Below are 14,610 nucleotides of genomic sequence, written 5' to 3' on the forward strand. Positions count from 1 at the left end.
GTTACCTATGCAAAAGTTATTGCTCCCTGGCCTGCTGGGCCTGGCCATGTTCGCAGGTTCCGTCAATGCGGCGGCGCCACTGCGTCCGCCCCAGGGCTATTTCGCACCGATCGAAGCGTTCAAGACCGGCGACTTCAAGAATGATTGCGACAGCATGCCAACGCCCTACACCGGGCCGTTGCAGTTTCGCAGCAAGTACGAAGGTTCCGACAAGGCCCGTTCGACCCTGAATGTGCAGTCGGAAAAAGCCTTTCGCGACAGCACCGCTGACATCACCAAGTTGGAAAAAGACACCAGCAAACGCGTGATGCAGTTCATGCGTGATGGCCGCCCGCAGCAGCTCGAATGCACTCTCAACTGGCTGGTGTCATGGGCAAAGGCCGATGCGTTGATGTCCAAGGACTTCAACCACACCGGCAAGTCCATGCGCAAATGGGCATTGGGCAGCATGGCCTCGGCCTATGTGCGCTTGAAGTTCTCCGAGTCGCAGCCACTGGCCAAGCACCCGCAGGAAGCCCAGCAAATCGAAGCCTGGTTCAACAAGCTGGCCGACCAGGTGGTGAGCGACTGGGACAACCTGCCCCTGGAAAAAACCAACAACCACTCCTACTGGGCCGCTTGGTCGGTGATGGCAACGTCCATCGCTACCAACCGCCGCGACCTGTTTGATTGGGCGGTGAAGGAATACAAGGTCGGCGTGAACCAGGTCGATGACCAGGGTTTCCTGCCGAACGAATTGAAGCGCCAGCAGCGCGCCCTGTCGTACCACAACTACGCCCTGCCGCCGCTGTCGATGATCGCCAGTTTTGCGCTGGTCAACGGTGTGGACCTGCGCCAGGAAAACAACAGCGCGCTCAAGCGCCTGGGCGACAAGGTGCTGGCCGGGGTGAAAGACCCGGACATCTTCGAGCAGAAGAACGGCAAAGAGCAGGACATGAAGGACCTCAAGGAAGACATGAAATTTGCCTGGCTTGAGCCCTTCTGCACCCTCTACACCTGCGCCCCGGAGGTGATCGAGCGCAAGCATGGCATGCAACCGTTCAAGACCTTCCGCCTGGGCGGTGACCTGACCAAGGTCTACGACCCGGCGCATGAAAAAGGCAACAAAGGCAGCTAGTCGCTGATCGTTCCCACGCTCTGCGTGGGAATGCAGCACGGGACGCTGTGCGTCCCAAAGCGTGGCGCAGAGCGCCACAAGAGGCATTCCCACGCAGAGCGTGGGAACGATCACAGCCTCCCCCGAAATCGTGGGGGGGTTTGGGGGGGGCTCTGGCCCTTGACTGTTGGTTAAACATGGAGAGATCGGGATGGTTTTCTCGTCCAATGTGTTCCTGTTTCTGTTCTTGCCGATCTTTCTCGGCTTGTACTATTTGAGCGGGCAACGCTATCGCAACCTGCTGCTGCTGATTGCCAGCTACGTGTTCTACGCCTGGTGGCGAGTGGACTTCCTGGCGCTGTTCGCGGCCGTCACGCTGTGGAACTACTGGATCGGCCTCAAGGTCGGTGCCGCCGGTGTACGCACCAAGCCGGCGCAGCGCTGGCTGTTGCTCGGCGTGGCGGTCGACCTGTGCATCCTCGGCTACTTCAAGTACGCCAACTTCGGCGTCGACAGCATCAACGTGATGATGAAGTCGGCGGGCCTGGAGCCGTTCATCCTCACCCACGTGCTGTTGCCGATCGGGATCTCGTTCTACATTTTCGAGTCCATCAGCTACATCATCGACGTGTACCGTGGTGACACGCCGGCAACGCGTAACCTGATCGACTTTGCGGCGTTCGTGGCGATCTTCCCGCACTTGATTGCCGGCCCGGTGTTGCGTTTTCGCGACCTGGCCGACCAGTTCAACAACCGCACCCACACCCTGGATAAATTCTCCGAGGGCTGCACGCGGTTCATGCAGGGTTTCATCAAGAAGGTCTTTATTGCTGACACCCTCGCGGTGGTGGCCGACCATTGCTTCGCCCTGCAAAACCCCACCACGGGCGATGCCTGGCTCGGCGCGCTGGCCTACACCGCGCAACTGTACTTCGACTTCTCCGGCTACAGCGATATGGCCATTGGCTTGGGCTTGATGATGGGTTTTCGCTTCATGGAAAACTTCAAGCAGCCCTACATCAGCCAGTCGATCACCGAGTTCTGGCGGCGCTGGCACATCAGCCTGTCCACCTGGCTGCGTGACTACCTGTACATCACCCTGGGCGGCAACCGCAAAGGCACCCTGACCACCTACCGCAACCTGTTCCTGACCATGTTGCTCGGTGGCCTGTGGCATGGTGCGAACATCACCTACATCGTGTGGGGCGCCTGGCACGGCATGTGGCTGGCGATTGAAAAAGCCATCGGTCTGAACACCGCGCCGCGCAGTTTCAATGTGCTGCGCTGGGCCTTCACCTTCCTGCTGGTGGTGATGGGCTGGGTGATCTTCCGCGCCGAAAACCTGCACGTCGCCGGGCGTATGTATGGTGCGATGTTCAGCTTCAGCGAGTGGTCATTGTCGGAACTCAACCGCGCCAACCTTACCGGCCTGCAAGTGGCAACGTTGGTAGTGGCCTACGCAACCCTGGCCTTCTTCGGCCTGCGCGACTTCTACACCAACCGCCCTGCCGACAAGGCCAAGCCAGCCGACCCGAGCCTGATCAAGGCCGTACCCGGCGATAACCCTGGCAGCATCTACGAGCCCGGTTTCAGCGTGGGCCGTGACGCTGCCGTGCAACCGGCCTACTGGACGGCTGACTGGCCACGCTACGCCATGCGCGCTGCGGTGCTGCTGCTGTTCGTGGCGTCGATTCTCAAACTGTCGGCGCAGAGTTTCTCGCCGTTCCTTTACTTCCAATTCTGAGGGAGCCGACCATGACCCGTTCATTACGCGTCCTCTACATAAGCCTGTTCCTGGTGCTGTTGCTGGCACTCGGCGCCTGGTCGCTGCGCAGCTTCTTTGGCTTCAGCACCAACGCCGATGCCACCGTGCTCAACGGTCGCTGGACCAAAGCCGTCGAGACCCACTACGACGACGAGTTCCCGATCAAGCGCCTGGGCACCAACCTGTGGGCCGCGCTGGACTACAAGCTGTTCAATGAAGGGCGCCCTGGCGTGGTGCTGGGCCGCGATAACTGGTTGTACAGCGACGAGGAATTCAACCCCGCCGTCAACGAAGACCAGAACCTGCAAGGCAACTACGCGCTGGTCGAAGGCGTACGCCAGAAGCTCAAGGCCCAGGGTATCCAACTGGTGATGGCGATCGTGCCGGCCAAAGTGCGCCTGTATCCGGAGCATCTGGGTGAAGTGAAACCGGCCAGCGTGCACGCCAACCTGTACCAGGACTTCCATGCCCGAGTGGCGGCGGACAACATTCCTGCTCCAGATCTGCTCGGCCCGCTGCAACAGGCCAAGCTCGCCGGCAAGCAAGTGTTCCTGCGCACCGATACTCACTGGACACCGGACGGTGCCGAAGTCGCCGCCAAGCAATTGGCCAAGGCGATTGCCGACAAGACCCCACTGAGCGGCGAGCCGCAGCGCTTTGTCACCGAGGCTGAGAAAACCGAGCCGCATAAAGGCGACTTGCGTTTATTCCTGCCCCTGGACCCGCTGTTCGAAAACCTGATGCCGCCTAAAGAGCCGCTGGAAAAACGTGTCACCCACCTGGCCGAAGAGAAAGGTGATGACGCGCTGTTCAGCGATAGCGAAACCCCGGTGGCACTGGTGGGCACCAGCTACAGCGCCAACCCCAACTGGAACTTCGTGGGTGCGCTCAAGCAAGCCTTGCACAGCGACGTAGTCAGCTACGCCGAAGACGGCCACGGCCCGATCCTGCCGATGCTCAGCTACCTCAAAAGTGACGACTTCAAGAACAGCCCGCCCCAGGTGCTGATCTGGGAATTCCCCGAACGCTATCTGCCCGTGAATAACGAAATCGGTGATGCCGACCCAGCGTGGGTTGCGCAGCTTAAACAAGCCGGTTCGCGCCAACAGAACATGGCAATCAATACATCTAAATCCGAGACGCCCGACCGGGCGCAAAACTGAAAGAGAGGTAACTCACATGACTTTCACTACAACTCCTCGTCGTCTCGCCAAGACCCTGGCCATCGCTGCCGGCCTGAGCTTCGTATCGATGTCCGCCTTTGCCGGTGGTGACGCCGCCCTCTACGGCCCAACCGCGCCAAAGGGTTCGAGCTTCGTGCGCATCTACAACGCCAGCAACCAGGAAGTCAGCGCCACCGTCGGCAGCACCAACCTCAGCGACGTTGCACCGTTGGCCAGCAGCGACTTCAGCTTCATGCCGGGCGGTGACTACAGCGCCAAGGTCGGCAGCCAGACCGTGCCGGTCAAACTCGCGGCCGACCACTACTACACCCTGGTCAACAGCGGCAGCGGCCAGCCGCAACTGATCGAAGAACCGCCGTTCAAGAACAAGCAGAAATCCCTGGTGCGCGTGCAGAACCTCAGCGACAAGGCCCTGACCCTGAAAACCGCCGACGGCAAGACCGACGTGGTCAAGTCGGTGGCTGCCAAGGGTCGTGGCGAGCGTGAGATCAACCCGGTGAAAGTAAGCCTGGCGTTGTATGACGGTGACAAGAAAGTCGGCGATGTGAAGCCGGTGGCGTTGGAACGCGGTGAAGCGGCGGTGCTGTACGTCACCGGTTCCGGTTCGAGCCTGTCGCCAGTCTGGGTGAAACGCCCAGTGTCGACCCGATAACTATTTCCCTGAGTTGACACGCCCCCTTGTGGGAGCTGGCTTGCCTGCGATGGCGGTCTTGAAGGCGCCATCGCAGGCAAGCCAGCTCCCACACTGACCGGGGTACAACTCAGGACCGAGACAAAAACAAGAGTGAAACGACAAACCTTCGTAGCTCTGACCCAAACTGATTCAAGGAGACACACCCATGATCCCAGTAATCCTTTCCGGTGGTAGCGGCTCACGTCTTTGGCCGCTTTCCCGTAAACAGTTCCCCAAGCAGTTCCTGGCCCTGACCGGCGAACACACTTTGTTCCAGCAAACCCTGGAGCGCCTGGTGTTCGAAGGCATGGACGCCCCCATCGTGGTCTGCAACAAAGACCACCGTTTCATCGTCAACGAGCAACTGAGCGCCCGCAAGCTCGAATGCCAACGCATCCTGATGGAGCCCTTTGGCCGCAACACCGCACCGGCCGTGGCCCTGACCGCGATGATGCTGGTCAACGAAGGCCGTGACGAGCTGATGCTGGTGCTGCCCGCCGACCACGTGATCGACGACCAGAAAGCCCTGCAACGCGCACTGGCCCTGGCCACGGTAGCCGCCGAGCGTGGCGAGATGGTGTTGTTCGGCGTACCGGCGACCCGTCCGGAAACCGGTTATGGCTACATCAAGTCCACCAACGATTCGCTGCTGCCTGAAGGCGTGAGCCGCGTGCAGCAGTTCGTGGAAAAGCCCGATGAAAAACGTGCGGTCGAGTTCGTCAAAAGCGGTGGCTACTTCTGGAACAGCGGCATGTTCCTGTTCCGCGCCAGCCGCTTCCTCGAAGAGCTGAAAAAGCATGATCCGGACATCTACGACACCTGCGTGCTGACCCTGGAGCGCAGCGAGCAGACCGCCGACACCGTGACCTTCGACGACGCCACCTTCGCCTGCTGCCCGGACAACTCCATCGACTACGCCGTGATGGAAAAAACCCAGCGCGCCTGCGTCGTGCCATTGGCCGCCGGCTGGAGCGATGTGGGCTGCTGGGCTTCGCTGTGGGCGGTGAACGATAAAGACGCCAACGGCAACGTCAGCAAAGGCGACGTGGTGATCCAGGACAGCCGCAACTGCATGATCCACGGCAACGGCAAGCTGGTCTCGGTGATCGGCCTGGACAATATCGTGGTGGTGGAAACCAAAGACGCGATGATGATTGCCCACAAGGACAAGGTCCAGGGCGTCAAGCAGATGGTCTCGACCCTCAATGACCAGGGCCGCAGCGAAACCCAGAACCACTGCGAGGTCTATCGCCCGTGGGGTTCCTACGACTCGGTGGACATGGGCGGGCGCTTCCAGGTCAAGCACATCTCGGTCAAGCCGGGCGCGTGCCTGTCGCTGCAGATGCACCACCACCGCGCCGAACACTGGATCGTGGTCAGCGGCACCGCCGAAGTCACCTGTGACGAGAACGTGTTCCTGCTCTGCGAAAACCAGTCCACCTACATCCCGATCGCCTCGGTGCACCGCCTGCGCAACCCGGGCAAGATCCCGCTGGAGATCATCGAAGTGCAATCGGGCAGCTACCTGGGCGAGGACGATATCGAGCGCTTCGAAGATATCTACGGGCGCTCGACACCGGTTGAACGTGGTGTATCGGTGAAAACTATCGCGCAGTAAAACAGTCGTACAAGAAGCCCTCGCCCAGCCCATTGCGTCCCCTATCCGCAGTGGGTTGGGTGGGGGCTTTTTATTGGGGATTTGTAGTGACGGTGCGGGCCTCATCGCAGGCAAGCCAGCTCCCACCTTCAACCGCGTATCCACTTTAGAATGTGATCAAAGGTGGGAGCTGGCTTGCCTGCGATGGCGCCCGTGCGGCCAACACAATGCTCAAGCTAACCAATCCCACCTACGCTTAAGTTAGGATGCTCGTTCCCTATTCGAGGTGGCCTCCATGTTCTTCGGCGTTCTCCTGATCATCACCTGGCTGATCCTGCTGCTGCGCTACCCGGCCAAGGCGCTGCCGGTTTCGCTGGCGGCTGCCGTCGGCCTGGGTTTCGTCGCCGTCTGGGTGGTATGGCTGGACAACCGCGAAGCCGCGCAATTGGCTCGCCTTGAGCTGCGCATTACTTACGCCCCGCAGGAATGCCCGGCCGACCGTCCTTTAAAACTGACCCTCAACAACGGCAACGACGTACCACTCACCGAACTACGCTGGCGCGTGGCCGCCTACGCACCGGGCGATACGGTCAACCTGGCCGACAACGTCTACGCCGCCCCACGCTATCGCGGCCCCGGCGAGCTACAGGCGGGCGCCACCTGGGATGACTGCCTGCCCACCCCGCCGCTGCGCTCTGGCTATCGCCCACAAACCCTGGAATTTCGCGCCGAGCACCTGCAAGGCAGTTTCTCGGACTGACAAAGGATGGACCCATGCCCAACGTACTGATCACCGGTTGCTCCAGCGGCATCGGCCGCGCCCTCGCCGATGCCTTCAAAGGCGCAGGCTTCGAGGTATGGGCCAGCGCCCGCCAACCCGATGACGTCGCCGCGCTTACCGCCGCAGGCTTTAATGCCCTACAACTGGACGTCAACGACAGCGCCGCCCTGCAACGCTTGTCCGAGCAGTGGGGCGAGCTGGATGTACTGGTCAACAACGCCGGCTACGGCGCCATGGGCCCGTTGCTCGACGGCGGTACCGAAGCGATGCAGCGCCAATTCGAAACCAATGTGTTTTCCATCGTCGGCGTGACCCAGGCGCTGTTTCCCGCCCTGCGTCGCAGCAAGGGCCTGGTGGTGAATATCGGCAGCGTTTCCGGGGTGTTGGTGACGCCGTTCGCCGGCGCCTATTGCGCATCCAAAGCCGCTGTGCATGCGTTGAGCGACGCCCTGCGCATGGAGCTGGCACCGTTTGGCGTGCGCGTGATGGAAGTGCAGCCCGGTGCGATCAATACAAGCTTTGCCAAGAATGCCGGCGCCCAGGCCGAATTGCTGATCCACGAACAGTCGCCATGGTGGCCATTGCGCGAGGGCATTCGTGCACGCAGCCAAGCGTCCCAGGACAAGCCAACCCCGGCCAATGAATTTGCTGCAGACGTGCTCAAGGCGGTGCAGCAAGTGCAACCGCCGCGCCTGTTGCGCTCGGGCAACGGCAGCCGGGCGCTGCCGCTGATGGCGGCGCTATTGCCCAAGGGGTTGCTGGAGAAGGTGTTGAGGAAGCGCTTTGGCTTGGGCGGTACGCTCTAAGCCTTCATGAAATCAATAAACGCCCGCACCTTCAGCGGCAAATGCCGCGTGTCCGGATACATCGCGTAAACCCCTTGCGGGGCAAAGCGGTGGTCCGCCAATAGGCGCACCAAGCGTCCCGCGTCAAGATCCTCCTGCACCAGCCATTGCGGCAAAACCGCCACACCGTGGCCACGCACGGCAAAGGCTTGGAGGACCGCCGCACTGTCCGCAACCAAGGCAGACGGGCCGGCTCGATAAGGGTGTTCGAGACCTGCCGGGTCGGTCACGCTCAGTTCGGTCAAGCGGCCGTGGCCCAGCCTGGGCAGCTGCTCCAACTCATCCAGGGTTTGAACTGCGGCAAACTGCGGCGCCGCGACGGCGAACACGTCGAATGTGGACAACTGCATGGCGCGGTGATTGGAGTCCATCAAGCGCCCAAGGCGAATCGCCAGGTCAAAACGCTCGGAGATCAGATCGGCGTGGGTGGAGGAGGTGGATAAGTGGATATTCAGGTCCGGGTGCAGGCGTCGAAAGGCTTCTACCGCCGGAGCAACTACGGCCAAGGCATATTCGACGGTGGTGGTGATGCGCAGGGTGCCTTTGAGCTGGGCATGTTCGCTACGGGCTTCTTCTATCGCCAGACGGGCCTCTTCGAGCATACGCGTGCAGCGCAGGTAGAAGCGTTCGCCGGCATCGGTGAGCGCCAATTGACGAGTGTTGCGGGTCAGCAGAGTGACGCCGAGTTCTGCCTCCAGGCGCTTGAGGTTGAAGCTGACCACGGCGCGAGTCTGGCCCAGCAGGTCCGCGGCAGCGGTGAGCGAGCCGGCCTCGACCACGGCCTTGAAAGTGTCAAAACGGTCCAGGCTGACCATGGTGGACGCCCTCCTTTGTCAAAATATTTTTGACAAACTAGCAGGCAAACCGGCGTATCCCAAACCCTGCGTGCGGCCTACCCTGCCGGCTTCACTCGCAGGAACGCGTTCATGACCTACCGCTCGAAAGTCGCCTGGATCTTTTTATTGGGTTTTGCCCTGGACCTGGTGAACATGTTTGTCGCCACCGTCGCCTACCCGGACATCGCCCGCGAGCTGCACGCCTCGGTCACGCAACTGGCGTGGATCAGCAACGCCTACATGCTCGGGCTGACCCTGATCATTCCCCTGAGTGTCTGGCTGGCAGCGATCATGGGCGAACGCACGCTGATCGCCACCAGCCTGCTGCTGTTCGCCGGCGCCTCGGTGATGGTGGGCCAGGCCGGTTCCATTGAGGCGTTGATAGGCTGGCGCGCAGTGCAAGGGCTCGGTGGCGGCTTGCTTATACCCGTGGGCCAGGCCATGGCTTACCGGCACTTCCCCGCCGCCGAGCGCAGCCATCTGACGGCGCGGGTGATGTCGGTGGCGTTGCTGGTGCCGGCGTTATCGCCAGCGTTGGGTGGGGTGATTGTCGACAGTGTGTCCTGGCGCTGGATTTTCTACGCCAACCTGCCCCTGGCCCTGATCACCCTGCTGCTGGCCTTGTTGTGGATAAAACCCGACGCGCCCCCCCGCGTGCGCCCACCTCTGGACCTGAGCAGCATTTTCAAACAGGTTGCCAGTCCGATGCTGCGCGTGGCGATGCTGGTCTACCTGTGTGTCCCCGGGGTGTTTATCGGCACGAGCCTGATCGCCATCCTTTATGTGCGCAGCCTGGGCTATGACGCTACCCAGACCGGCGCGCTGATGCTGCCCTGGGCGCTGGCCTCGGCAGTGGCAATCTACCTGAGCAAGAAACTCTTCAATCGCTGCGGCCCCAAATCCTTGCTGCTGGCGGGCATGGCGCTGCAATGCACTGGCATCCTGTTGCTCAACGAGCCCGCCCTGATCATTGCGGCCTACGCGCTGATGGGCCTGGGCGGCAGCCTGTGCAGCAGCACCGCGCAAACCCTGGCCTTTCTCGACATTCCCGCCGAGCGCATGGGCCATGCCAGCGCCTTGTGGAATATCAACCGTCAAGTGAGCTTCTGCGTCGGCGCCGCGGTGCTCAGCGCAATGCTGTCGGCCTTGGATTCCTTTGCCATAACCTTCACGATGGCGGCAGCCTTGACGCTGTTGCCACTTTTCGCAGTGCTGCGCCTGGATACCTCCAGGGTACGCGCACTGCTTCACCCCTCCAGCGAGCCTGACCATGATTGACTACAGTGATTTTTTTGAAGAAGTGATCCACACCCACGTCGAGATCGAGCAATGGTTTGCTGGGGTTGCGCCTCCCGGGACGTTGGAGAGTTTGCTCGCGCGCTTCTCACCCGAGTTCAGCATGATCGCCCCTGCGACTGGCACACGAGTGAATACGGCGGGTGTCATTGCACTATTCACCCGCCTGGACGGGATGCGTCCAGGGCTGAAAATCACCCTGAGTGAAATGACCGGTATCGACCGCCACGCACGCGGCGCCACGGTCACGTATCGCGAGCATCAGATTGACGACAGCGGCACCCAGACCGACCGCCGCGCTACCGTGGTTTTCGAAAAGCAGGCCAGTGGTGCGCTGTTGTGGCGGCACTTGCACGAGACTTTTATAGCGCCATGAGATAACCGCCCAGCCGCTTCCTACAAAAAACAGCGAATGGCCTGACATCATTACAAGGAAGCTATCCCCAGGCTCTTTCACCTCTGCTTAAGCACAGGTGAAAGAATGCCCAGCGATTTCCTGAGAAGCGGTGTGCCGGATGCGCACACCACGACTCGCCAACGACTGATCAGTCGGCTGAATCTGCCCAAACTCTATCGAACCATCGACGCCGACCCGGCCATCGTCGGGGCCGGCGTAGTGCATATCGGCAGTGATTATCAGGTAACAGTGCTGCGTGAGTTTGTACCGCTGTGCAGTATCAAGCCCAAGCGGGTGATTCTGCGGGAGCTGGTGGGCCCGATGATGACTGCCGATGAGTACGCGCACTGGATGGCAAACTCGCCACGCGAGTCGCAGATATGGCGCGAGGCAGCAGGGATGGCCCTAGCATGTGCTGGGGCTGTGATCGGGGTTATCGTTGCCAAGGCAGGCATCGGGTCAGCGCCTCTCAGTGCAGGTTCCAGCCTTGCAATCACTTACGTTGCTTATACAGCAGCCGCCGCCAGTGCTTTGCAATGTGGCAACGGCATATGGCGAACCTTCAAAGAGCTAACCAACCCGGCTGAAAACGATTACTACGACAGCCTTAGTTGGTACAGGGCAATGACAGTAGCTTTGGATGGCATCTCGCTGGTGGGTGCCGGCAGCACGACGTTTGTCACCGTAAAAACTGTCATGACGATCAAACATACGACAGGCCGTGACCTGAACGACATCCTGAGGCGTATGAGCCGCCAGGAACGAGCAAAACTGACAAACGAAGTCCTGCGTCTACAGAACTCTCGTCATCCTCAAGAAATTATTCGGTTAAAACAACTGGCCGGAACCCTTCCCAAGCGGTTCAGCAATACGCGCTTACGCCACGACCTTCTCAATCAACTCTCCGATCAGGTCGGTGCCGCTCTGGCAATGACCGGCAGCGGCTTTTCCGGCAACATCAACCCTATGCTTATTGGCATTTATGAAGAGTTCAACAGCCATGAGCAATGATATCGGTAACCCACAAGTTTCCCGAACGTTAAGCCGTTATATACGACGTTTTGCATTCATTGTGGGCATGGAGATATCAATGAGCTTAGGCAGTATTTCAGGCAACCTGTCACATAGCCTTCCGTATTACGTCCGAACTCATTATCTCCCTGGCGAATATGCGCTCGCAGCAGGCATGCTACTGCTACTGGCACTGTGCACGGGGCTAGCCTTCGTGGCGGTGGGTTTTCGTTCAGGGGCTTCACTGCTTGTCGGCATCGCGGCCCTGAACGCATTACTTTCGGCAGGCTATTTGGGGAACAACCCAGTGACTATGTTTGCAGTATTTGCGCTGGTTCAATCGCTGCTCGGCCTGCTGATCCTCAATACAAGAAACCACCGCCGCTTCGTCAGCATGCTGCGGGTAAAACGTCGACGAAAAGTAAGAGCCCACGCATAAACCTGAAGTAGTGTCCAATCTGCCCATCAAAGATCGAAGTTGACTACCGCGGCCACCAGCCTCCAGCTCACCGTTATACAATTTCCCAACAGAACTGAACGGACGCTATGAGTAGAGTCGCGCCGTTCAGATATCTCTTGGGTGACACCTATCAAGCCTCTTAGCAGATCGCGCTCCGGTCGGACGTTGTGCACGCTGTCCCTACTATTAATCACCGGCTGTTCGGTCGCGCCCTTGCCGGCGTTGACACCGTCCACGCCGCAGGCCTGGCGCAACTCGCCATCCGGCCTGGCGCAACATAGTCCTGACTTACATCAATGGTGGCGGGCCTTCAATGACCCCGAACTCGATGGGCTGGTGGATCGCGCACTGCGCAACAACCTGGACGTCGGCGCTGCCATCGAGCGGTTGCGGGCCACCCGTGTGCTCAGTCAGAGCGCACAAGCGCCTTACCTGCCCGCCCTGGGCGTGAAGACCCACGATGCGATCAGCCCTGATACCCGCACCTCGTATTTTCTGATCGGCTTCGACGCGCAGTGGGAGCTGCCCTTGTTCGGCACCCGGCAAAGTACCGATCGGCTGGCACAGGGTCACCAGTCGCGGGTGCTGGCCGATTTGCGCAGCGTACAGGTGTCGCTGGTTGCCGAAGTCACGCGGCAGTGGCTGGCGCTACGCGAGGCGCAACAGGTAGAAGGCGGCCTGGCCCGCCAGCGTGACCTGCTGCAGGAAAAACTCGCGCTGTTGCGGGTGCGTGAACACCTGGCCCTGGCCTCGCCCGCTGACGTCGCCGCCGCCCAGGCCGAACTGGCGCAGGCCGAGATGCGCCTGAGCACGCCGCGCCAACTGATCAACCGCCACGCGCAGCAGTTGGCGTTGCTGTCCGGGCAAGCCGAGCCGGATGCGCGCTGGCTGCTGCCGCAACCGCCGCCCACCCTGGGCCCATGGCAACTGACCCAGTTGCCGGCAGACTTGTTACGCACGCGCCCGGAAATCGCCAGCGCTGAAGCCGAGGTGCTGGTGGCCGCCGGGGAACTGGGCATCAGTCGCGCCGATATGTACCCGCGCCTGAGCCTGGGCACGTCGGTGCAGTGGTCCGTGAACATTGCCAGCAATCGCAAACGTACCCCCAGCGGCGACGCGATTTTCTCAGCCGGGCCGGGGATCAGCATTCCGTTGTTCGACTGGGGCCAGCGCGCCGCCACCGCACGCGCCAAGGATCACCAATTGAAGGCCGCCGTGCTGGATTACCGCAACGCGGTCCTGCAAGGCGTGACACAGGTCGAAATAGCGCTGGGTGACCTGGAGCAAGCGCGATTGCGCGAGCAAGCCGCACGCCAGGTGAGCGTCGCAACGCAAGCGCATCTGCGCGCCTTGCAACAGCGCGCGAACCTGGGACTGATGAGCACTCTGGACCTGACGAGCGCCGAGTTCGAGGCGCAGCAGGCCCAGCAACAGGCCGACAGTGCCAGCCATGAACGCGGGGTCGCCTACATCGCGCTGTACAAGGCGCTCGGTGGCGCGCCGTTACCGACGGACGCCTTGAAGGAGGTTGACTGATGGTCGCACTCGCCCGTCTGACCTTGCTGCATGAATGGCGCCGCTTCCTGCCGGCGATGATCGCCGTGGGCTTCGCCGGCTTGCTGCAACTGTTGCAGGCCGCCCTGGTGCTGGGCATCTTCGGCAGCGCCAGTGTGTATATCACCGGCTCCACGGCCGACCTGTGGGTGGGTTACCCCGGCACCCAAAGCGTCAACCTCGGCCGGCCAATCGACGCTGGCGTGGAGATGCGCTTGCGCATGGACGCCGACGTCCTGCGTGTGGAACCGTTCCGCTGGGTCGATGCCGATTGGCGTGGCGCACGGGACACCGGCGGCGTCTCGGTGTTTGTCTCGGGTATTGATGCGGGGCCACAGGGCCTGATGTTCGAACGCGCGCTGCCGAAGGCGCTGCGTGCACGCCTGGATGAACCCGGCGCAGTGATCGTCGACCGTGCCGACCTGGACAGCCTGGGCGTTAACCTGGGGGACACCGCGACCATCAACGGTCATCGCGTGCACGTGGTCGGCGTGACCAGCGGCCTGCGTGCCTTGGGCGGGGTGAATGTGCTGGCGTCGCTGGCCACTGCCCGGCAACTGGACTCCAACGCCACGGCAGACCGCATCACCTACCTGGTGGCAAAGGTGCGAGACCCCGCCCAGGCCGAAGCGGTGGCCGCACGCCTGGGCGACGGCGCTGCATTCGGCAGCTACGCGGTCTGGACCGCACAACAGTTCGCCCAGCGCTCGCAGCTGTACTGGATGTTCGACACGGGCGCCGGTGCCGGCGTGCTGTTCCTCGCGGCCATCGTGTTTCTGGTAGGCGCGGTGATCACCAGCCAGACACTGGTGGCGGCGGTGGTCGGCTCGATCCGCGAATACGCGACCTTGAACGCCCTGGGCGTCGGTGTCACGGCACTGCGCAAAGTGGTGATGGAGCAGGCATTCTGGGTCGGGGCCCTGGGGTTGCTGGGCAGTTCGGTGCTCGCCGGCCTGCTCTTTGCGCTCGCCGGCTACTACAACGTGCCGGTGCAACTCTCCCCCGTCGCAGCCCTGGCGTGCCTGCTGCTGAGCATGACCCTGGCCCTCGTGTCAGGCCTGGCGGCCATCCGCACCTTGCGCCACGCCGACCCGGCCAGCCTTCTGAGATAACCC

14 protein-coding genes are annotated in these 14,610 nt (G+C 61.4%); 13 read left to right on the top strand and 1 reads right to left on the bottom strand.

Annotated elements, in window-relative coordinates; all coding sequences use genetic code 11:
• Nucleotides 1-7: 7 nt before the first annotated feature.
• The 7 genes from ODQ19_RS01230 (at nucleotide 8) to ODQ19_RS01260 (ending at nucleotide 7,902) form a co-directional block, all read left to right on the top strand.
• A complete protein-coding gene (locus ODQ19_RS01230) occupies nucleotides 8-1,117 on the top strand; it encodes a mannuronate-specific alginate lyase (RefSeq protein ID WP_330209153.1) in 1,110 nt (369 codons plus the stop codon).
• Nucleotides 1,118-1,307: 190 nt separating this feature from the next.
• Entirely contained in the window at nucleotides 1,308-2,840 is a 1,533-nt protein-coding gene (locus ODQ19_RS01235) for an MBOAT family O-acyltransferase (protein ID WP_330209154.1), read from the top strand.
• 11 nt (nucleotides 2,841-2,851) lie between these two features.
• A complete protein-coding gene (locus tag ODQ19_RS01240) occupies nucleotides 2,852-4,024 on the top strand; it encodes an alginate O-acetyltransferase (protein WP_330209155.1) in 1,173 nt (390 codons plus the stop codon).
• Between the two features lie 16 nt (nucleotides 4,025-4,040).
• Entirely contained in the window at nucleotides 4,041-4,697 is a 657-nt protein-coding gene (locus tag ODQ19_RS01245; RefSeq protein ID WP_116667209.1) for an alginate O-acetyltransferase AlgF, read from the top strand.
• 187 nt (nucleotides 4,698-4,884) lie between these two features.
• Nucleotides 4,885-6,336 carry a mannose-1-phosphate guanylyltransferase/mannose-6-phosphate isomerase gene (locus ODQ19_RS01250; protein WP_330209156.1) on the top strand — a complete coding sequence of 484 codons (1,452 nt, stop codon included), beginning with the start codon at nucleotides 4,885-4,887 and terminating at the stop codon, nucleotides 6,334-6,336.
• 274 nt (nucleotides 6,337-6,610) lie between these two features.
• Complete coding sequence (locus tag ODQ19_RS01255; protein WP_330209157.1) at nucleotides 6,611-7,075, top strand: multidrug transporter; 465 nt, start codon at nucleotides 6,611-6,613, stop codon at nucleotides 7,073-7,075.
• 14 nt (nucleotides 7,076-7,089) lie between these two features.
• Complete coding sequence (locus ODQ19_RS01260) at nucleotides 7,090-7,902, top strand: SDR family oxidoreductase (protein ID WP_330209158.1); 813 nt, start codon at nucleotides 7,090-7,092, stop codon at nucleotides 7,900-7,902.
• Here ODQ19_RS01260 and ODQ19_RS01265 read toward each other — a convergent pair.
• Entirely contained in the window at nucleotides 7,899-8,756 is an 858-nt protein-coding gene (locus ODQ19_RS01265) for a LysR family transcriptional regulator (protein ID WP_116667205.1), read from the bottom strand. The two genes, ODQ19_RS01260 and ODQ19_RS01265, sit on opposite strands and share 4 nt — an antisense overlap.
• Nucleotides 8,757-8,867: 111 nt before the next feature.
• On the opposite strand from ODQ19_RS01265, the gene ODQ19_RS01270 reads away from it, so the two are divergent.
• The 6 genes from ODQ19_RS01270 to ODQ19_RS01295 all read left to right on the top strand — a co-directional run bounded on the left by ODQ19_RS01270 (nucleotide 8,868) and on the right by ODQ19_RS01295 (nucleotide 14,607).
• Complete coding sequence (locus ODQ19_RS01270; RefSeq protein WP_330209159.1) at nucleotides 8,868-10,055, top strand: MFS transporter; 1,188 nt, start codon at nucleotides 8,868-8,870, stop codon at nucleotides 10,053-10,055.
• A complete protein-coding gene (locus tag ODQ19_RS01275) occupies nucleotides 10,048-10,449 on the top strand; it encodes a DUF4440 domain-containing protein (protein ID WP_330209160.1) in 402 nt (133 codons plus the stop codon). Before ODQ19_RS01270 ends, ODQ19_RS01275 begins: the two co-directional genes overlap by 8 nt.
• Before the next feature lie 105 nt (nucleotides 10,450-10,554).
• Nucleotides 10,555-11,481, top strand: coding sequence for an NAD synthetase (locus ODQ19_RS01280; protein ID WP_330209161.1), 927 nt, complete (start codon nucleotides 10,555-10,557; stop codon nucleotides 11,479-11,481).
• Nucleotides 11,471-11,920, top strand: a complete 450-nt coding sequence (locus ODQ19_RS01285) for a hypothetical protein (protein WP_330209162.1) — start codon at nucleotides 11,471-11,473, stop codon at nucleotides 11,918-11,920. Before ODQ19_RS01280 ends, ODQ19_RS01285 begins: the two co-directional genes overlap by 11 nt.
• 234 nt (nucleotides 11,921-12,154) lie before the next feature.
• On the top strand, nucleotides 12,155-13,477 hold the full coding sequence (locus ODQ19_RS01290) for a TolC family protein (RefSeq protein ID WP_330209163.1): 1,323 nt from the start codon (nucleotides 12,155-12,157) through the stop codon (nucleotides 13,475-13,477).
• Nucleotides 13,477-14,607, top strand: coding sequence for an ABC transporter permease (locus tag ODQ19_RS01295; protein WP_330209164.1), 1,131 nt, complete (start codon nucleotides 13,477-13,479; stop codon nucleotides 14,605-14,607). Before ODQ19_RS01290 ends, ODQ19_RS01295 begins: the two co-directional genes overlap by 1 nt.
• The last annotated feature ends 3 nt before the right edge of the window (nucleotides 14,608-14,610 follow it).

The sequence above is a fragment of the Pseudomonas sp. AM4(2022) genome, from assembly GCF_036346515.1.
Lineage (GTDB): Bacteria > Pseudomonadota > Gammaproteobacteria > Pseudomonadales > Pseudomonadaceae > Aquipseudomonas > Aquipseudomonas paracarnis.